The sequence below is a fragment of the Catellatospora aurea genome, from assembly GCF_042663325.1.
GTDB lineage: Bacteria > Actinomycetota > Actinomycetes > Mycobacteriales > Micromonosporaceae > Catellatospora > Catellatospora aurea.
This window is the reverse complement of the sequence record NZ_JBHTAC010000011.1, coordinates 48,637-67,436: the sequence shown is the minus strand read 5'-3', so window position 1 is coordinate 67,436 and position 18,800 is coordinate 48,637. Positions and strand designations below refer to the sequence as shown.

Sequence of the window (18,800 nt, the reverse complement as noted above, 5' to 3'; positions counted from 1 at the left end):
CTCTGCCCGAAGGCGTCGGTGTGCGGGAGCCGTGAGGCGGCCGTCAGGGCGTGACGCCCAGGATGATCGCGATGGTGCCGATCGTGGCCATGAGCAGGCAGGTGCCGGGGTGCATGCCGATGGAGATCCGGATGTCGTGTTTGCGCCAGACGAGCCAGACCGCCGGGAACAGGAAGACGATCTTCGACAGGACGGTCCACGGCGCCCAGAAGTGGTAGACCGAGAACAGGACCGTGTTGAGCACGGGCGCACCCCAGTGCAGGTGGGCGATGCGGGGCAGCAGGAAGCCGCGGAAGTAGTACTCCTCGATCAGCGGCAGCGTGAAGCCGGTCAGCGGCAGGCAGACAAGCATCGTGACGACCAGCTGCGCGTGGGAGTACCCGTCGATGTAGGTGGTGGCGCTGCCGCCCGCGCCTTCGAACGGGATCCAGGTGAAGAAGTTGTCGAAGACGAAGTTGTCCAGCGGCACCAGCGAGAGCGACACCACCGTCATCCACACGATGAGCCCGGCGACGAGAGCGATGATCTTTCCGCGTGAGATCGGTTTGTCTCGATAATGCGCCACGGTGCGCAGCGTGTAGCGGCCGGTGCGTTTGCGGCCCAGCCACAGTAGGCCGAACATCAGCGGCCCCAGCACGATCACCAGGGCTATCGCCCAGGCCAGGAAGACCGGGTAGTTGATCGCTTTGACGAACGGCTCGGCGAGGAACAGGTAGGCGGCGACGACCAGGGCGCCTGGCACCAGGTGCAGCGCGGTCGACAGCGCGAGGGAGTGGCGGTCGGCGAGCAGCAGCTCGACCAGACGGTTCGAACGGGGGGCCGTCGGAGCGGCGGGGCGGGTCAGCGTGTTCTCCATGCCGCAAAGGTTCGCGCCGCCTCCTGCCACGGGCCTGTTGCGGCCCTGACACGGCGTGCGGGGGCCTGACAGCGGAACGGCTCCCGCACCGTCTGCCCGAAGGTGTCGATGCGGGAGCCGTGAGCGGGGACCGCTATGCCGCGTTGCTCGGGTCCTGGGCGTCGGAGGGCAGTACGGCCGGTGGGGCGGCGTGCTGCTTGGCCGGGCCGAGCGTGATGACCTCGTCGACCAGGCGCGGCTTGAGCGCCGTGGCGGGGCGGAACCAGGAGCCCGTCGGCTGCGGCTTCCACTTCTTCGAGATCTTGTCGATGCCGACCACGTAGATGCTCAGCGAGCCGTCGGGGGCGAAACGCATGCGCAGGAAGCTCTTGAAGTCCTCGATGCCCTGTCCCGCGTACAGTTCGTTGACGTTGACCTTGAACGAGGCCGCTATCAGCAGGTACAGCGACACCAGCAGCGCCGCCGCGACGCCGGCCGGGGTCAGGTAGATCACCACCGCCAGGGCCGCCTCCACCGCGGGCTTGTAACCGTCGAACGGCAGCAGCCGCCACAGGAACAGGCCCAGCACGCCCAGCGCGATGTGCGCACAGCCGTGCAAGGCGCCCAACACCACCGGGGTTATCTTCGCCGCGGCCTCGGTCAGGCCGACCGAGAAGAACACGCACGAGAACATCACCAGCGCCGTCATCATGAAGATCGGCACGGTGAGGATGCGGCCCGCCGCGTTGTTCAACGCCAGCATCAGCATCGTGTGCATGATGCCGAGCATCGTGGCGAAGCCCGGGTTGCGCCACGGCAGCCGGGCGAACACCCCGCTGCCCAGCCAGCGCGAACGCAGCTTCGTCGGGTACGTCTTCTGCAACTTGTACGGCAGTCCGGTGCTCTGCCGGCGTACCTGCGAGTGCTTGGGCGGCACGGTGATCGCCTCGGGGAGGTGGTTGGTGGCCGCCATGTAGGCCCCGCCGCCGCCGCAGGTGATGAGCTGCTGGCCGCTGTCGGTCTGCGCGTACCGCGCGTAGTGGTGCAGGTCGCCGCTGACCATCAGCGCGACGCTCGCGCCGGTCGGGTCGATCACCGTACGCAGGAAGTAGTCGATGGTGTCGTAGTAGAGCGGGTGCTCCTCGGACTGTACCCAGGCCGGCTGCGGGGTGACCAGGATGATCCGGTCGCCTTCCTCGATGTTGGCGGCGACTCCGCGGAAGTACTCCAGCTGCGGGTCGTCCATGTAGGCCGCGCCCTGGGCGTCCAGTGCCAGCAGCCACCAGCGGTGCGGCAGCTGCAGCGCGAAGTACGAGCGGGTCTGCTTGGTGCGCCAGCCGCCGATACGCGAACCCTCGCGCCGGGCGAACAGGCGCAGGAATGCGGTGAGGCCGTCGTACCAGTCGTGGTTGCCCGGCAGGGCGAACAGCGTCGGCCCGTTCTCGGCCGGGACCTGCGGCAGCGCCGCGCGGAACGGCCCTTCGAACCGGTCCTCGTACGCCTTGCCGCTGGCGGTCGGGTAGACGGAGTCGCCGCCGAGCACCAGGACCCGGCCGCGGGGCAGCCGCTCGCCGCTCGCCTCGATCTCTTCCTGAGCCATGAGATAGGCCACCGAGTAGGTGGCGTTGAACCCGTCGCCGAGGTCGGCGACGTAGTCCATCCACAACTCGTCGTCGTTCACGTGCTCGTCGTGGACCTTGGTGGGGAAGGCGTTCTGCAGCTCGCGTTTGTCCAGATAGGCGCCGAACTGTGCGGCGAACGCGACGCGTACGCCCGTGGCGGCGAGCTGCAGCGGGCTCAGCCAGGCCACCGGAGGTTGGGGGGTGAACCCGAGCTCGGCCGGTTCGAGTTTGCTCGGACGGTGCGTCCGGCCCGACACCGGCGTCGGGTCTGAGGGACTGCGCGGAGGGATCACGGTCACAGCAGCGCAGCCTAGTCCGCAGTGGAACGGGTCGCAGCGGCCCGATCGGGCAATCCGCACCGGCTGCCGCCAACCGGACACCCGCCGTGGCCGTCGAGTGGGCGACCAGCAAGAGTTAGGTTAACCTAAGTCCATGATGATCGTTGAGGGGAATGCCCCCACCACGCGCGCGCCGCGCTACCTCAAGCAGGTGCTGGGCCACTTCAGCCACAAGATCGAGGTGGAGCTGGCCGAGGACCACGGCACCGCCCGCTTCGAGGCCGGCCGGGCCGAGCTGACCGCCACCGCCGACGCCCTCGTGGTCCGCATCGAGGCCGAGGACGCCGAGCGGGCCGCCACCGTGCAGCGGGTGATCGTGAGCCACGCGGAGCGCTTCGGGGAGAAGGACGGGCTCAAGTTCGGGCAGTTCACGCCCGTCGCCGGGTGAAGATGTGACCCGCCGCCCTACCCGTTGGCCGTAGGCCCGACTGATCGCGTATAGTGATGCGACGTTGCCGCCTTAGCTCAGTCGGTAGAGCGTGTTACTCGTAATAACAAGGTCAACGGTTCGATTCCGTTAGGCGGCTCGGTGACGAAAGCCCCAGGTCAGTACATCTGACCTGGGGCTTTCTGCTGTCGGCTGGCTACCAGATGCCGCGCTCGCGCCGGCCGTCTTCAGCGGCTGGGCGATGGGGAGGCGGCGGCAGCCGGGATGCCGTACAGCGCCTGCATGATCGCCATGGCCATCTGGTTGGCCGGCTGCTTGCCGTCGGGGCCCGCGAACAGCGAGGTCAGCACGATGACGGTGTCCTTGCGTACGGGATCGTGCGCCATGAAGGAGTTGTAGCCGGGGATCTGGCCGTCGTGGCCGTACAGCGGACCGAAGCGGACGATCGCCAGCCCGTAGCCGACCTCGATCGGGCCCGGCGCGCCGATGGGCAGGATGCTGGCCATCCGCGTCTGCTGTGTCTTCGCGTCGAGCAGGCCGCCGCCGACCATGGCGGTGACGTACCTGGTCAGGTCGGCGGCGGTGGAGATCGCGCCGCCCGCCGCCCACGCCCACGACGGGTTGCTGACCGTGACGTCCTTGGGGAGCAGGGTGCCGTTCGCGGCGGCGGCCTGCTCGGCGGCGGGCAGCGCGGGGTCGGTGAGCGTGCTGACGTTCGTGCCGAACATGTAGCCCTGCGGGTGGGGAGCGGGCAGGCCGTTGTCGTTGTCCGGGGGCAGCGACGTCTGGCCGAGGCTGAGCGGGCCGAAGAGGCGCTGCTGGAACTCCTCCCGCAGGGTGCGCCCGGTGAGCTGTTCGATGATGAGCCCGGCCAGGATCAGGTTGGTGTTCGAGTAGTGGAACGCGGTGCCGGGAGCGAAGTACGGCGGCTTGGCGAACGCGATGGCGAGCAGTTCCTCCGGCTTCCACACCCGGGTCGGGTCGTTGTCGAGCTGGGCGTTGAACTGCTCGTCCTCGGAGTAGTTGTAGAGCCCGCTGCGCATGTCCAGCAGCTGGGTGATCGTGATGTTGTCGCCGTTGGGGACCTCCGGGCGATACTTCGACACCGGGTCGGCGAGGGCGATCTTGCCTTCCTGGACCAGTTGCAGGAGCACCGTGCCGGTCATGGTCTTGGTGTTCGAGCCGATCCGGAAGTGGTCGTCCACGGTCACGGGGCCGCCGCCCTCGACGGTGCGGGTGCCGTACGCCTTGGTCCAGTCGCCCTTCGCCGGAGACGTGATCATGACGACCGCGCCGGGGACGCGCATGTCTTTCATGATGGCCTGAAGCCGGGCGTCGAGCGCCGTCGCGTAGGCGGGGGCGGCCGGGGCGGGTGACCGCCAGGTCGCGGGTCGCTCGACGACGTTGCCGCAGCCCGCGACGGCCGCGGCCGCGACCAGCGACAGGCCCATTCCGATGACGCCTGACCGTCGCATCCCAGGTACCCCCGTGCCCGCCCAGTTCACACTGAATGCCCCTTACCTGCCCATCGAGTACATCAGATGACAGTTCGGTAGGTGAGCTTTCCTCGGGATGGCGGCCCTCGGCGATGGGAAGGGCACCTTCTACATCGCAAAGCGATAAGAAGGTGCCCTTCCTTTGCTTCTCAGCTCACAGTGGCGGGACGAAGTCCCAGAACGCCCGGTGGCGGTGGTAGGTGTGATCGCAGCGGATGCAGGTGGCGGTCTCCAGCGTCCAGTTCAGCCGGGTCATGCAGACCGGGCAGACCACGCGCCGGGCCAGGCCCGCCAGCTCCGGCGGCAGGTCCGCGGTGTGCCCGCCCGGCCGGTCGTACGCGGGCTGCGCCGGGTCGTGCCGCCGGGCGACGACGAACTGACTCGGCCCCCACCAGCCCTTGCCCCAGGTCTGCGCGACCACCTCCATCCCGTGCACGAACGGGCGGGCCAGCCGGTTCGCGCGCGGGGCGACCTTCTCCCACTGCCGGAAGTTGTTCACGCTCGCGCCGAGCGAGGTGCGCCAGCCGAGGTCGCCGAGCCGCTCGCGGACCGCGCCGAGCCGGAAGTTCCAGAACTGCTCCTCGACGCCCATGGCCACCGGGTCCGGGCTGCGCACCTCGCGCAGTTGCCCGCAGCGCAGCCCGCGGGCCAGGCCCAGCACGTGGTGCTTGATCGGCACGTCGACCAGCCAGCGGCTGCCCACGGTGCGGCTCATCTCGGTCAGGCCGCGGTCGACGTCGGACAGGTGGTGCAGCACCCGGACCACCATGCCCGCGTCGAAGGCGAAGTCCCGGAACGGGATGCGGTAGAGGTCGGCGCGGACCAGGTGCAGCCGGCCGGCGGCGACCTCGGCGGCGTGCCGCTCGCCCGCGTTGCGCAGGTTGGTCGCCGAGTAGTCCATGATCACCGCGTGTGCGGCCCGGGGCAGGTAGTGCCCCGCGTTGCGGCCGAACGCGCCGCCGAAGTCGGCGAACCAGGCGGGCCGGCCCAGCTTGGGCACCAGCCGCCGGAGCACCCGCTGCTCGGCCCACAGCTCGTAGTCCCGGCCCGACCAGTACTCGCGGTAGTCGTAGCCGTTGGCGTCGTAGTCGATGACGTCGATGGGTGTGGTCTGCATGCGAACGCCCCGTCCCGCTTAGCGAATTGCCCCAATCAGGAGGCTAATCGACAAGCCGTGAGAAAATGCCCGAATAGGCAGAAACCTTCCGCGGGCTGAATCGTTCACGCCGGAGTCGGGGCCTCGGCCGGCCGGAGCGCGGCGAGTTCGGCGGCGCGGGCGGCCTCCTCGGCCTGTTTGCGGGCCAGGCCCTCGCGGCCGTCGTACCGCAGGAAGGCGGGCAGGGCGGCGGCCAGCGCGCCGGTGCCGGCGACGCACAGCACCCCGCCCCAGACGACCGCGCCGCTGTAGCCCCACCAGCGGGCGCTGAGCCCGGCGCGGGTCTGCCCCAGCATCGGGCCGGTCAGGTAGGACAGCATCTCGATACCGGCCAGCCGGCCGCGCAGGTGGTCGGGGATGGTCTGGTTCCAGATCACCCCCCGGAACAGCCCGGAGATCATGTCCGAGGCGCCCGCGACTACCAGGCCGAGCAGTGCCAGCCACAGCGAGCCGGCCAGGCCGAACAGCACGATGCCGAGGCCCCACGCGCCCGCGGCCACGAGCACCGCCAGGCCGTGCCGGTGCACCCGGGCCGTCCAGCCAGAGGTGACCGTGACCAGCAGGGAGCCGGTGGCCAGCGCGGCGTAGAAGAGGCCGAGCACCGACGCGCCGCCGTACTTGTCGGCCACCCACGGGTAGAGGGCGACCGGGAAGGCGAAGAACATCGCGTTGATGTCGACCAGGTAGGTGCCGATCAGCTCGGGGCGGCTGCGGGCATACCGGATGCCCTCGACGACGGAGCGCAGCGACGGGCGTTCGGCGGCCTCCGGCGGGGCGACCGCACGCACCAGCCCGAAGCAGACCAGCGAGACGACGAAGGTGGCCAGGTCAAACCCGAACACCCAGGCCACATCAAGGTTGGCGATCATGAGACCGGCCAGCGTCGGGCCGGCGATCTGGGCGACCTGCCAGCGCAGCGAGTTGAGCGCGCCGACCGACGCCATCTCCTCGGCGGGAGCCAGCCGCGGCATCATCGCGTCCATCGCCGGGCGGTGGATGCCGTCGACCGCGGCGGCCAGGCCGGCGATGACGAACAGCACCCAGACCTGGGGGCTGCCGACCAGCGCGTTGAGCAGCAGCAGGCCGGTCAGGACGGCGAGGCCCGCCTCGGCCCAGAAGACGAGCTTGCGGCGGTCCACGTAGTCGGCCAGCGCGCCGCCCACGAACGCCATGAACAGCAGCGGGACCAGCTCCACCACGCCGAGCAGGCCGACGATCAGCGGGTCGCCGGTCATCTGCTTGATCTGGAACGGGATGGTCACGTACGTGATCATCGAACCGAAGCTGCTGACCCCGGCCGCCGTGTACACCAGCCGGAAGTCGCGCCGGCGCAGCGGCGTCAGGTCCAGCGCGAAGCGCCTCTTGCTCGTCACGTGCGCCGATACTGCCTGCTGAGCCGCGTCACCGGCAAGCGGGTATCCGGCTCAGTCGGAGTAGATCTGGCCGGTCTCCTCGAACCGGGCCAGGTGGTCCAGCGTCCAGCGCACCGCGCCCGAGGTCGGCTCGGGCAGGTCGTCCGGGGCGAACCAGCCCGCGTCGGCGGCCTCGTCCGGGTCGGGGGTCAGCTCGCCGGAGATCTCGGTCAGCAGGTACGACCCGGAGACGTGCTGGTAGGTGTCGCCGAAGATGTTCGTGAAGGTGTACTGCGGCCCGGACAGGAAGGCGAACAGCGTCGCCTGGCCGGCCTTGAGCCCGGTCTCCTCGAACGTCTCCCGGATCGCGCAGTCGCGCATCGACTCGCCCAACTCCATCGCCCCGGCGGGAAAGGCCCAGTACCCGTTGTCGGTGCGCTTGATCAGCAGGATCCGGCCCTGCTCGTCCCGGATGACACCGCGCGCCCCGAGGAAGAAGAGCGTCGCGTCGCCCATGGCCGCGCGCATCTTCCCGTGGTACGAGTTCACCCAGCCGTCCTCAGCACCCATGAGCGCCAGCCTAGATCCCCCGGACTACCGGCGGTACAGGGCGTGTAGTGGGCATACTTCCCATATGAGGGCGATCTGGAAAGGCGCCGTCTCGTTCGGCCTGGTCTCCATCTCGGTGAAGCTCTACTCCGCGACGGAGGAGAAGGACATCCGCTTCCACCAGGTGCACCGCGCCGACGGCGGACGGATCAAATATCAGCGTGTCTGCGCACTCGACGGCGAGCAGGTCAGCTATGACCAGATCGCCAAGGGGTACGACGTGGGCGGCGGCGAGATCGTGGTGCTCACCGACGACGACTTCAAGAACCTTCCGCTGACCAGTTCGCGGGCCATCGAGGTGCTGGAGTTCGTGCCCAACGAGCAGATCGACCCGATCCTCTACGACAAGGCCTACTACCTGGAACCCGACGGCGCGGCCGGGGTGAAGCCGTACCTGCTGCTGCGCGAGGCCCTGGAGAACGTGGACCGGGTCGCGGTGGTGAAGGTGGCGCTGCGCCAGCGCGAGACCCTGGCGACGGTACGGGTGCACGAGGGCGTGCTGGTGCTGAACACCATGCTGTGGCCGGACGAGGTGCGCGAGGCCGCGTTCGACTTCCTCGACGACGAGGTGAAGCTGCGCCCGCAGGAGGTCAAGATGGCCGCCTCGCTGGTCGACTCGATGTCGGGCGACTTCCATCCGGAGGAGTTCACCGACTCCTACCGGGAGGCGCTGCAGCAGGTCATCGACGTGAAGATCGGCAAGAAGGACACCGTGGTGCAGCCGACCACCGAGGAGCCGATCGCGCCCACGATCGACCTGATGGCGGCGCTGCGCCAGTCCGTGGAACGGGCCCGCGCGGCCCGCGGCGGAGCGACGGAGCAGCCGGAGAAGCGCACCGGCCACGCCACCGTCACACCGATCAAGAAGGCCGCCAAGGCCGAGCCGGAGCACGCCGAACCCGCGCCGAAGAAGGCCGCGGCCCGCAAGGCGGCGCCCGCGAAGGCCGCCGCGTCCGCGAAGGCGGGATCCGGGGACGACGGAGCGAAGAAGTCGACCACGAAGAAGGCGGCGGCCAAGAAGGCGCCGGCGAAGAAGGCCAAGGCAGCTTGATCCGGGTCCCGCCCAGCCGGGCGGCCATCGCGCCGATGCTGGCGACGGCCGGCCCGCTGCCGAGCGGGCCGCTGTGGGCGTACGAGGTGAAGTGGGACGGTTACCGGGCCGTCTACGCGGGCGGGCGGTTCCTCGGCCGGTCCGGACGGCAGCTGGCCGGACCGGCTATGCCGCTGTTCCCCGAGGTGCTGGACGGCGAGCTGGTCGCGTTCGACGCGGCCGGACTGCCCAGCTTCCACGCCATGCAGCAGGGCGCCGCCCCCGTGTACGTCGCCTTCGACGTGATCCGCCCCGACCTGACCTACGACCAGCGCCGCGAGGTGCTGGACGCGCTCGGCCTGCCGGCGGCCACGCCCGCCGCGACCGTGTCGCCCAGCTTCGACGACGGTCCGGCGACCGTGGCCGCCGCCCGCGAACTCGGCCTGGAAGGGGTCATGGCCAAGCGTCGCGCCTCGCGCTACCAGCCCGGAGTCCGCTCACCCGACTGGATCAAGTGGAAGTTCGTGCACAGCGGCGACTTCGTGATCGGCGGCTGGCGGGCCGGAGCCCGGCCGCTCGGCGCGCTGCTCATCGGCACGCCGCTGCCCGACGGCACGCTGCGCTACCGGGGCCGGGTCGGCGGCGGCCTGACCGTGCGCACCGAACGGGCGCTGCTGCCGGTGCTGCGGGAACTGGTCCGGCAGGGCTCGCCGTTCACCGGCCCGACAGAGCCGGCGACCTGGGTGGAGCCGCTGCTGGTGGTCGAGGTCCGCTACAGCGAGATCACCCCCGACGGCCGCCTGCGCTTCCCGATCTTCCTGCGGCTGCGCCCCGACAAGCTGCCCGGCGACTGCCTCGGGGAGGACTGCGGATGAAGGTCAGCGTCGACTCCCGCGAGCTCAGCCTGTCCAACCTGGACAAACCGCTCTATCCCGACGGCACCACCAAAGCCGAGGTGATCGACTACTACCACCGGATCGCCTCCGTGATGCTGCCGCACCTGGCCGACCGCGCGCTGACCCGCATCCGCTTCCCCGACGGCGCGGACCGGCCGGGCTTCTTCGAGAAGAACGCCCCGCCCAAGAAACCCGCCTGGGTGCCCGTCTCCCCGGACGGCCTGATCATCTGCCAGGAACCGGCGACCCTGGTCTGGCTGGCCAACCTCGCCGCCCTGGAACTACACACCCACCAGTGGAAAGTCGGTGCGCCCGGCCCCGACCGGGTGGTCTTCGACCTCGACCCCGGCCCGCCCGCGGGCCTGGACGAGTGCCGCGCCGTCGCCCTGGCCCTGCGCGACCGCCTGGCTGTCGACGGCCGCGAGGCCTACCCGAAGACGTCCGGCCGCAAAGGCATGCAGGTCAGCAGCGCCTTCACGGGGAGCTTCGACGAGGTCATGAGCTACGCCCGGGACATCGCCGCCGAGTTCGCCGCCGCCGCCACGGACATGGTCACCGACCAGATGGCCAAGGAGCTGCGACCGGGCAAGGTCTTCATCGACTGGAGCCAGAACAACCAGGCCAAGACGACGGTATGTGTCTACTCCCTGCGCGCCGGCCCCACGCCCACCGTCTCGGCCCCTCTGACCTGGGACGAGGTCGCCCACGGCGACTTCACGGCGGCCACCTTCGGCCCCGCCGAGGTCCTCGACCGGGTGTCCCGCCTCGGCGACCTCCACGCCGCCCTGGCCGCCGCACCCACCTGACCGGCGGCCCACCGCGCTGCGGTGCGGGCGTTTTCCTATCGGCCTCAGGAGAAGGTGTGACTTGCCGCGGCTACATCTATTTTGATGTGCCCACATCAAAATAGATGTAGCCGCATCGCGGAGACCCTTCTGCTGCCGGGTTTTCCACAGGCGCGCGGTCTATATGCCCGCTTGTCCACAGCCCCTTTCGGCTTGGGGGTTCGGTGGCGAGGATGAGGCTGTGGACGAGGCGGTGGACGCGCGGCAGGAGACGCTGGCCGGGCAGCTCGGCTGGCTGCTGCAGGATCGGCGGCAGCGGCGCGGATGGAGCCAGCACCAGCTCGCCGAACGTGCGGCGACCTCGCAGCAGCAGGTCTCCCGATTCGAGCGCGGAGCGCTCGGGGTCACCGCTGGGCTGGCCGACCGCCTCTTCGCGGAACTCGGTCTGCGGCTGCGGGTGGACGTCGAGGCGGCGGAAGGTCCGCTGGACGAGGCCATCGACCGGGTGCGGGCCGACCTGGTCGGGCGGCAGCGCATGGTGCTCGCCGACTTCCGATTGCTGACGGTGTTGAGGGAACCGGGGTTCGGCTACGTGATCGACGGGACGGCGGCGGCGCTGCTGCAGGGCGTGCCGATCGCGGCCAGGCGCATCGACCTGCTGGTGGCTGAGGACGAGCTGGACCGGCTCGCCGAGTGGATCTATGTGGTGCCGGGGCTGAGGCGGCGGAACGAGCGGCATCGGGACTTCTCGCGGTACGACATCGATCCGCGGGACGCCGGGCCGTTGTGGTGGGTCACGGCACTGGTCGAGCTGAAGGTGCGCCTGGTGCCGGAGCTGCCGCGGCCGGTGCTCGTCACCGTGGCGGACGCCGATGGGGACGAGCACCGGGTGGCGGTGCGGGCGCTGCCGGCCGTCGAGGCCGACTTCGCCGAGGTGGCGCGGGTGCTCAGCCGCCTGCGGGCCCGCTGAGCACGTCGTCGGCGTCGACGATGGTGTAGGCGTAACCCTGCTCGGCGAGGAAGCGCTGGCGGTGCGCGGCGTACTCGGTGTCGATGGTGTCGCGGGAGACGACCGTGTAGAAGTGCGCCTGGCGGCCGTCGCCCTTGGGTCGCAGCACCCGGCCCAGGCGCTGGGCCTCCTCCTGGCGCGAGCCGAACGTGCCCGACACCTGCACCGCCACCGCCGCCTCGGGCAGGTCGATGGAGAAGTTGCCGACCTTGGACAGGATCAGCGTGCGCAGCGAGCCGGCCCGGAACGCGTCGAACAGCCGCTCGCGCTCCTTGTTCGTGGTGCCGCCGTGCACGATCGGGGTGGGCACGCCCTGCTCGTCCAGGTAGCGGCCGATCTCGTGCAGCTGCTCCAGGTAGGCCCCGATCACCAGGACCTGCTCGTCGGCGTGCCGCTGGATCAGCGCCTCGATCACCGGCAGCTTGGCCTTCGCGGTGGCCGCGAACTTGTACTTCTCCTCCGGCTCGATCGCGGCGTAGGCCAGCCGGTCGGCGTCGGGCAGGGTGACCCGGATCTCCGTGCAGTCGGCGGGTGCGATCCAGCCCTGGGCCTCGATGTCCTTCCACGGCGCGTCGTACCGCTTGGGGCCGATCAGGCTGAACACGTCGCCCTCCTTGCCGTCCTCGCGGACCAGGGTGGCGGTCAGGCCGAGCCGCCGGCGGGCCTGCAGGTCGGCGGTGAACCGGAACATCGGCGCGGGCAGCAGGTGCACCTCGTCGTAGACGATCAGACCCCAGTCGCGCGCGTCGAACACGTTGAGGTGCGGGAACGTGCCGTTGCGGCGGGTCGTGAGCACCTGGTAGGTGGCGATGGTGACCGGCCGGATCTCCTTGCGCTCGCCGGAGTACTCGCCGATCTCGTCCTCGGTCAGGGTGGTGCGGGCGAGCAGCTCGCGCTTCCACTGCCGGCCGGCGACCGTGTTGGTGACCAGGATCAGCGTGGTCGCGCTGACGTCGGCCATCGCGGCCGCGCCGACCAGGGTCTTGCCCGCGCCGCAGGGCAGCACGACAACGCCCGAGCCGCCGGCCTGGAAGTGCTCCACCGCCTCGCGCTGGTATGAGCGCAGCTGCCAGCCGTTTTGGCGCAGCGCGATCGGGTGCGCCTCGCCGTCGACGTAGCCGGCCAGGTCCTCGGCGGGCCAGCCGAGCTTGAGCAGCACCTGCTTGAGGTGGCCGCGCTCGGACCCGTGCACGGCGATGGTGTCCGGGTCGAGCTGCGCGCCGAGCATCCCGGCGACCTTCTTCGACTTGGCCACCTCGACCAGCACCGCGCGGTCCAGCCCGCGCAGCACCAGCCCGTGCGCGGGGTCGTTGAGCAGCTGCAGCCTGCCGTAGCGGTCCATGGTCTCGGCGACGTCGACCAGCAGCGAGTGCGGCACCGGGTAGCGGGAGAAGCGCAGCAGCGCGTCGACCACGCCCTCGGCGTCGTGCCCGGCCGCACGGGCGTTCCACAACCCCAGCGGCGTCAGCCGGTACGTGTGCATGTGCTCTGGTGAGCGCTCCAGCTCCGCGAACGGGGCGATGGCCATCCGGCAGGCGGACGCGTCAGGGTGGTCGACTTCGAGCAGCAGGGTCTTGTCGGACTGGACGATCAGCGGGCCGTTCGTCATGCTCACCTCGCGCTGGGGATGGAAGGTCAACGTTCCAGTCTCCCACGGTCTGGCCGAACGGCTGGCAACCGTTCGTGCAGCGTGAGCGTCTATCATCCCGACACCGGCGGACATCGAAACCTGGGGAGGCCTGGTGCGCCGTTTTCTCGTGGGCCTGTTGGCTGTCACGACACTGGCCCTGGCGGCCGGTTGCGATCCGAAGGACCCGAACGCGGGCGGAAAGCCCGACTTCGTGGCCGCGCCGACGGACCAGCCCGTCCCGGCGCCCGCTTCGAGCGCCCCCGCGCCGAGCGTGGCGCCGTCGCCCAGCGTGGTGCCTTCGCCGACGAAGAAGCCGACGACCAGCCCGACACCGGCCGGCTGCCCGCAGGGGGAGTACCAGAAGGTCGTCGAGCAGGCGCTGGCCACGCTGGGTGCGTACGGCAAGGTGACCGTGGACGGCAAGCAGTCCGCCGCCGACTGCGCCGCGATCAAGAAGTTCCAGAAGCGGTTCGACATCCGCCCCGTCAACGGCAAGGCCGGGCCGCTGACCCGCAGCGTGTCGCAGCGGCTGGTCAACTCGAAGCCGAGCAGGTGCAACGCGGGCAACGCCCTCACCGCCTGCATCGACCTGACCAACCAGACCACGTGGATCATGAGCGGCGGAAAGGTGATCTACGGACCGACGGTGACCCGTACCGGCATGGCGGGCTACACCACGCCCACCGGTTCGTACACGATCCACGACCGGCAGACGAAGAACTGGTCGACCGACTGGGACGTGTGGCTGCCCCTGTGGCAGCGGATCGTGGAGGGAAAGGGCTTCCACACCACCACGACCTACATCCACAACAGCAGCATCGGCTCGCACGGCTGTGTCAACCTGCTGCCCGTCGACTCGCAGAAGTACTGGAACACGCTCAAGAGCGGTACCGCGGTCAAGATCTTCGGACGCCGTCCGGGTACCTGATCGAGGCTCCTCCGTACGGTTGGTGGGGGTCAGTCGTTCGGATTAAAACGAGACTAAGCCGCAACCGCTGACCGTCCGGGATGCGTAATCCGATTGCCGTGCGCGTTCGGGGCGCCAAACGGGGGCGAGCGCAACGTCAGATGGGCCGTGGCGGTTAGGGGCAGCCACGGCCCATCACCCTTTTCCGGGTCACCGCAGGGTCACCTGCGGCTGCGGTAGGTCGCTCCGGCCACCGACAGCACCAGCAGCAGGAAGATGCCGCTGCCGATCGATTCCCCGGCCGCGTCCACCACGTTGCGGCGCAGGCCCAGCCAGGCGTAGAAGAACCAGGCCACCAGCCCGCCGCCGACAGCACCGGCGATCATGACGAGATTGCGCGATGGCCCCCGCGCCGGGGGTCGGGCCGGTTCGATCTGCTCGGCCGCCGTCTCCTGGTCAGTCGTCATCGTTTCCCATCCCTTCCCGGTTCCAGCGTGCCATCCGGTGCCCGATTGCGGCTGAAATGCCAGGCATTAGGGGGAAAGGGAAAGGTCAGTCGGCCGGTGCCGCCGCGGTGATCCGGTGCAGGGCGAAGGTGTGCAGGGTCTCCGTGCGGTCGTCCTCGGCACGCAGGTAACCCGCTCCGATGGAGACCGGGCGGACCAGCCGGGAGGCGTTGGCGCCGTGCGCGTCCACGTACCCCACCCAGACCTTGGCCTTGTCGCGGACCGCCTGCTGGAGCACCGCCAGGGCGTGGCTGTGCGCCTGCACCGCGGTCAGGCTGGACATCGGCTGCCCGGCGGCGGCCCGCACCTCGGCGGGCGCGCGGCGGGCGGCGCGGGCGCGGGCGTCCCCACGGCGGATCTCCTCGACGATGCCGAGCAGCCGCGGCGCGGTGAGCCCGGGGGCGTCGAGGGCGTCCGGCGTCGGCTCCAGGGCCGGGCGGGCCGCCGCACGGCGCACCTTCGGCCGGGTCAGCACCGCCGCGCCGGTGGCGTCCTCGGGGACCGGTGCGTACCCGGCGTCGCGCATCGCGGTCAGCAGCCGGGCCGAGCTGAACGGGGTCACCAGCACCGTCGGCGCGAGCCGCCGCAGTTGCAGCCCGCTCAGCCGCCGGTCGGCCAGCGCCGCCGAGATCAGGCCCTCGTCATCGCTGCGCAGGTAACTCGTGGCGGTGCCCGTACGCAGCCCGCCGTGGGTGCGCGAGACGTCGTCCACGAGGTAGGTCAGCGCCTGCGGCACCGGGGTCCGGGAGCGGCGCGCGAACAACGTGTGCAGGTCCGGCCCGGCGTAGCCCGCGTCCAGCGCGCGGCGCAGGCTCGCCGCGGTGACCCGGTAGACGCTGGCCCCGCCGCCCGACTCGTGCTCGGCGAGCAGGTCCAGTTCGGCGGCGAGCGCCGGCTCCGGCGGCCCCGGCACCACCACGGTCAGGTCGGCCTGGATCAGCACGTGGTCCACCGGCGGTGGCAGCAGCTTTGCCAGCGCGACGGCCACCGGCGTCTCCTCCGGGGGCAGCTCCCCCTCCGGCCGCCGCCCCAGCGGGTCGTCGTCGCCCCCGGCCGAGGCCGCCTGCTCCACCAGCACCCGGCCGTACCCGGTCAGCGCGCCCAGGGCGGTGACACCCAGGTCGGCGGCCTCGGCCAGCGCCTCGCGATGCAGGTCCTCCCGGCCGCGCAGCCGTCGCGGGGCCTGCCAGCGCAACCATTCCAGCAGCTCGTCGGCGTCCGGGCCGGTCCCGGGCAGCAGCTCGCCGAGCGCCGTCAGCACCGCCCGCCGGACCGCGGGAGTGCCGACCCGCTCCAATTGCGGCGACAGCACGGTCAGCGGCTTGTCCTTCAGATCACGCTGCCCGGCCAGCCCTGGCTGCCTCGGCATGGCCAGCCACGCCCCGGCCAGCAGCGTCCAGCGCTGGGCCAGCGGGGCCACCCGCCACTGGTCGTACCCGGCCGCGGGCAGGAACGCCACCTCCGAACCGAGCTCCAGTTCGCCGATCAGCCCGGCGGCGGCGGCGGTCTCCAGCAGCAGCCCGGCCAGCGGCTCGGTGATCCCGGCCGCCTTGGCCAGGCGGCGCAGCGGCAGCACCCCGATGCCTCCGGCGCGCAGCACCGCGGCGGGCTCGTCGCTCAGCGCCTCCAGCAGGTCCTCGGTATGCCGCACCACGGTCATCGCCTGGCCCGCACCGGCCCGGTCCACCGTGGTCGTCGCCCGCGGCGCGGCGCTGATGGTGGGCGGCAGCGGATGCAGCGGGCCCAGCGGACCCGCGTCGCGGCGCAGCAGCAGGCCCAGTTCGCGGGGCAGCTCGACGGAGCCCTCCGCGGTCTCCACCAGTAGATGGTGTTCGAGCAGCCAGGCCACCGGCTCGGTGCGATTGGTGGTGGTGCCCACCGGAGGGCCCTCGGCCAGCCGGTCCAGCACCGCGCGGGCCGCGGGCGGCGCGGCCAGCAGCGTGCGGCGCAGCCGCGCCGGGTCGGTGACCAGCGCGACGACCGCGCCCTTCAGATCGGCGGCGGTGTCCAGTTCGACCGCGGGACGGCCGAGACCGGCCAGGTAAGGCGAGCACACCTCGTCGACGGTGGGCACCAGCCGCAGCGTGTCCGGGTCGCCGGGGCTCGCCGGGTACAGCAGGAACCGGGCGCGCAGCCGCTCGATCGCCTCGGCCACCCGGGCCGGTTCCGGCCCGCCGGTCGGGGCGCAGGCCATCGCCACGATCGCCGCGGCCGAGGTGGTGCCGTCCGATGGGGACCGGGTGAACCGGGCCGCGTCGAGCACCTCCAGCGTGAACCGGTCGAGCGTGTCGAGCGTGCGCGCCACCGACACCCGGGTCTGGGCCCGCGCGGCCAGCACCGTCAGGTCGGTGGGCACGGGGGTGATCAGGTCGGGGCGCAGGCGGAGCAGCGCGCCGAGGCCGTCGTCGGACAGCGCGCGCAGATGGTCGGACAGCTCGGTGCTCATCGTGCCTCCACGCTATCCGGTCCGCGGTGCGCGCGCGGCAGTCGGAAGGACGGGACGGTCACGCGGAACCGGGGATTCCAGTTGGGCCCCCGGATCACGATCGCTAGCCTTGTCAGCGGGCCACCGACGGCGTGGTCCCTCAGACGTGACGGGCGCCCGGCGCCCGCGGGGAAAGAAGCAGGTGTGCGGTAGTGCCTACGGGTCGCGTGAAGTGGTACGACACGGAGAAGGGCTTCGGCTTCCTGACCCGTGACGAGGGTGGCGACGTCTTCGTGCACAAGGCCGCGCTGCCCAACGGCGTGGAGGAGCTCAAGCCCGGCCAGAAGGTCGAGTTCGGGGTCGCCGCGGGCCGCAAGGGCGACCAGGCGCTGCAGGTCAAGCTGATCGACGCGCCGCCCTCGCTGCAGGAGCTGCGCCGCCGTCCCGCCGACGAGCTGAACAACATGATCGAGGACATGATCAAGGTGCTGGAGTCGAAGGTCCTTCCCGACCTCAAGCGCGGCCGCTTCCCCGAGAAGAAGACCGCCCAGGCCCTCGCCCACGCCCTCCACACCATCGCCCGCGACCTCGAGGTCTGACCCCACCCGGCCGGCCCTACCCCTCGCAACTCTTAAGAACTTGCGCTCTCAGCCACGGCGGAGGGCGCAAGTTCTTAAGAGTTGCCAGGCCGGTGCCTGGGCGGGTCAGAGGGTGACGGGTGGGACGAGGCCGGCGGCGGCGGCGCGGTGCAGGAGGGCGCGGGCGGCGGCGTGGCCGTCGGGGCCGAGGTCCTCGGTGAAGTCGTTGACGTACAGCTTGATGTGCTGGTCGACGACGTCCGGCTCCATCTCCTGGGCGTGCGCGAGCACGTACGCGCGGCTTGCCTCGGGGTCGGCCCAGGCGGCCCGGACGGAGGTCCGGATCCAGTCCGCGGCGGCCGCGGCGTCGACGGCGCCCCGCTTGGCCAGGATCGCGCCGAGCGGGATGGGCAGGCCGGTGTCCGTCTCCCACCACTCACCGAGGTCGACCAGGCTCGTCAGCCCGTACCGCTGATAGGTGAAGCGGGCCTCGTGGATCACCAGGCCGGCGTCGTACCGCCCGGCCGCGACCCCGGGCATGATCTCGTGGAACGGCGCCACCTCGATGCGCCCCGGAACCTGTCCGGTCTGCTCCGCCCACAGCCGGAACAGCAGGTATGCCGTGGTGCGGTCGCCGGGCACGGCGACCGTCGCCCCCGTGATGTCCGCGCGGCCGGCTCCGCTAGCGGCTCGTCCTGGCGGCCCGCCTGGACGGCGGTCCTCCGACGACTCCCCACCAGCGGTCAGCAGCAGCGGCCCGCAGCCGCGTCCCAGCGCCCCGCCACAGGGCAGCAGCTCGTAGGTGTCCAGCAGCCACGGCAGCGCCGCGTAGCTGACCTTGACCAGGTCGAAGCGCCCGTCGAGGGCGGCGGTGTTGGTGACGTCCACGTCGGCGAAGGTCACGTCCAGCTCCGGTGCGCCGGGCACCAGGCCGTGCACCAGCGCATGGAAGACGAAGGTGTCGTTCGGACACGGCGAGAAGGCGATCTTCATGAGCGGCGCGCCTTCCGGTGCCGGTCGTGCACGATCATGGTGGCGAGACCGGGCAGGCCCCACAGCACACCGGCGACGCAGATCCACAGCCAGCTGGAGTGACCGTTGGCCGACAGCCAGTCGCGGAAGAACAACAACACGATCCCGACCAGCGCGAACGCGGCCATGCCGCCGAGAGCGAAGGGGACGGTCGGGGGGTCCAGCGGTTTGGGTGGTTCCAAGGGCACGACAACAGCGTACGCGCT

Annotated in this window: 18 protein-coding genes and 1 tRNA gene; 8 read left to right on the top strand and 11 right to left on the bottom strand. The window is 70.9% G+C overall.

Features of this window, described 5'->3' with window-relative positions:
- Positions 1-43: 43 nt before the first annotated feature.
- Positions 44-856 (bottom strand): CPBP family intramembrane glutamic endopeptidase, encoded by an 813-nt coding sequence (locus tag ACFQO7_RS13300; protein ID WP_376806642.1) that lies wholly within the window; start codon positions 854-856, stop codon positions 44-46.
- Between the two features lie 133 nt (positions 857-989).
- Positions 990-2,756, bottom strand: coding sequence for a metallophosphoesterase (locus ACFQO7_RS13295; protein ID WP_376806641.1), 1,767 nt, complete (start codon positions 2,754-2,756; stop codon positions 990-992).
- A 133-nt stretch (positions 2,757-2,889) separates the two neighbouring features.
- Between ACFQO7_RS13295 and ACFQO7_RS13290 the strand changes: the two genes are divergently transcribed.
- Positions 2,890-3,183 carry a DUF2218 domain-containing protein gene (locus ACFQO7_RS13290; protein WP_376806640.1) on the top strand — a complete coding sequence of 98 codons (294 nt, stop codon included), beginning with the start codon at positions 2,890-2,892 and terminating at the stop codon, positions 3,181-3,183.
- 66 nt (positions 3,184-3,249) lie between these two features.
- Positions 3,250-3,322 (top strand) — tRNA-Thr (locus tag ACFQO7_RS13285).
- A gap of 88 nt (positions 3,323-3,410) precedes the next feature.
- On the opposite strand, the gene ACFQO7_RS13280 is transcribed toward ACFQO7_RS13285, so the two are convergent.
- The 4 genes from ACFQO7_RS13280 to ACFQO7_RS13265 form a co-directional block, all read right to left on the bottom strand.
- Positions 3,411-4,658, bottom strand: a complete 1,248-nt coding sequence (locus ACFQO7_RS13280) for a serine hydrolase domain-containing protein (protein ID WP_376806639.1) — start codon at positions 4,656-4,658, stop codon at positions 3,411-3,413.
- Positions 4,659-4,833: 175 nt separating this feature from the next.
- A complete protein-coding gene (locus ACFQO7_RS13275; protein ID WP_376806638.1) occupies positions 4,834-5,796 on the bottom strand; it encodes a class I SAM-dependent methyltransferase in 963 nt (320 codons plus the stop codon).
- Positions 5,797-5,900: 104 nt separating this feature from the next.
- Positions 5,901-7,208: an MFS transporter gene (locus ACFQO7_RS13270; RefSeq protein WP_376806637.1), complete on the bottom strand. Its 1,308-nt coding sequence runs from the start codon at positions 7,206-7,208 to the stop codon at positions 5,901-5,903.
- A 51-nt stretch (positions 7,209-7,259) separates the two neighbouring features.
- Entirely contained in the window at positions 7,260-7,757 is a 498-nt protein-coding gene (locus tag ACFQO7_RS13265; protein WP_376806636.1) for an NUDIX domain-containing protein, read from the bottom strand.
- A 64-nt stretch (positions 7,758-7,821) separates the two neighbouring features.
- On the opposite strand from ACFQO7_RS13265, the gene ku reads away from it, so the two are divergent.
- From ku to ACFQO7_RS13245, 4 genes are all read left to right on the top strand, one after another.
- Positions 7,822-8,847: a non-homologous end joining protein Ku gene (ku, locus tag ACFQO7_RS13260; RefSeq protein WP_376806635.1), complete on the top strand. Its 1,026-nt coding sequence runs from the start codon at positions 7,822-7,824 to the stop codon at positions 8,845-8,847.
- Positions 8,844-9,701, top strand: coding sequence for an ATP dependent DNA ligase (locus ACFQO7_RS13255; RefSeq protein ID WP_417281897.1), 858 nt, complete (start codon positions 8,844-8,846; stop codon positions 9,699-9,701). The genes ku and ACFQO7_RS13255 overlap by 4 nt, the downstream gene beginning before the upstream one ends.
- Positions 9,698-10,528, top strand: a complete 831-nt coding sequence (gene ligD / locus ACFQO7_RS13250; RefSeq protein WP_376806634.1) for a non-homologous end-joining DNA ligase — start codon at positions 9,698-9,700, stop codon at positions 10,526-10,528. Before ACFQO7_RS13255 ends, ligD begins: the two co-directional genes overlap by 4 nt.
- Positions 10,529-10,748: 220 nt before the next feature.
- The gene (locus ACFQO7_RS13245) at positions 10,749-11,477 is read left to right on the top strand and encodes a helix-turn-helix domain-containing protein (protein WP_376806633.1); all 729 of its coding nucleotides are present in this window, start codon (positions 10,749-10,751) and stop codon (positions 11,475-11,477) included.
- On the opposite strand, the gene ACFQO7_RS13240 is transcribed toward ACFQO7_RS13245, so the two are convergent.
- Positions 11,455-13,125 (bottom strand): DNA repair helicase XPB, encoded by a 1,671-nt coding sequence (locus tag ACFQO7_RS13240; protein ID WP_376806734.1) that lies wholly within the window; start codon positions 13,123-13,125, stop codon positions 11,455-11,457. The two genes, ACFQO7_RS13245 and ACFQO7_RS13240, sit on opposite strands and share 23 nt — an antisense overlap.
- 133 nt (positions 13,126-13,258) lie before the next feature.
- Here ACFQO7_RS13240 and ACFQO7_RS13235 point away from each other — a divergent pair, with 133 nt between their 5' ends.
- The gene (locus ACFQO7_RS13235) at positions 13,259-14,074 is read left to right on the top strand and encodes a L,D-transpeptidase family protein (protein ID WP_376806632.1); all 816 of its coding nucleotides are present in this window, start codon (positions 13,259-13,261) and stop codon (positions 14,072-14,074) included.
- A 200-nt stretch (positions 14,075-14,274) separates the two neighbouring features.
- Here the strand turns inward: ACFQO7_RS13235 and ACFQO7_RS13230 are convergent, their stop codons facing one another.
- Complete coding sequence (locus ACFQO7_RS13230; protein ID WP_203695701.1) at positions 14,275-14,520, bottom strand: hypothetical protein; 246 nt, start codon at positions 14,518-14,520, stop codon at positions 14,275-14,277.
- A gap of 85 nt (positions 14,521-14,605) precedes the next feature.
- Positions 14,606-17,005, bottom strand: a complete 2,400-nt coding sequence (locus tag ACFQO7_RS13225; protein ID WP_376806631.1) for a helicase-associated domain-containing protein — start codon at positions 17,003-17,005, stop codon at positions 14,606-14,608.
- Between the two features lie 191 nt (positions 17,006-17,196).
- On the opposite strand from ACFQO7_RS13225, the gene ACFQO7_RS13220 reads away from it, so the two are divergent.
- On the top strand, positions 17,197-17,583 hold the full coding sequence (locus ACFQO7_RS13220; RefSeq protein ID WP_376806630.1) for a cold-shock protein: 387 nt from the start codon (positions 17,197-17,199) through the stop codon (positions 17,581-17,583).
- A gap of 105 nt (positions 17,584-17,688) precedes the next feature.
- Here ACFQO7_RS13220 and ACFQO7_RS13215 read toward each other — a convergent pair whose 3' ends face one another.
- Both ACFQO7_RS13215 and ACFQO7_RS13210 read right to left on the bottom strand, forming a co-directional pair.
- Positions 17,689-18,555 carry a 1,4-dihydroxy-6-naphthoate synthase gene (locus ACFQO7_RS13215; RefSeq protein ID WP_376806629.1) on the bottom strand — a complete coding sequence of 289 codons (867 nt, stop codon included), beginning with the start codon at positions 18,553-18,555 and terminating at the stop codon, positions 17,689-17,691.
- Positions 18,552-18,782, bottom strand: a complete 231-nt coding sequence (locus ACFQO7_RS13210; RefSeq protein WP_376806628.1) for a DUF2530 domain-containing protein — start codon at positions 18,780-18,782, stop codon at positions 18,552-18,554. The genes ACFQO7_RS13215 and ACFQO7_RS13210 overlap by 4 nt, the downstream gene beginning before the upstream one ends.
- Positions 18,783-18,800 lie beyond the last annotated feature (18 nt).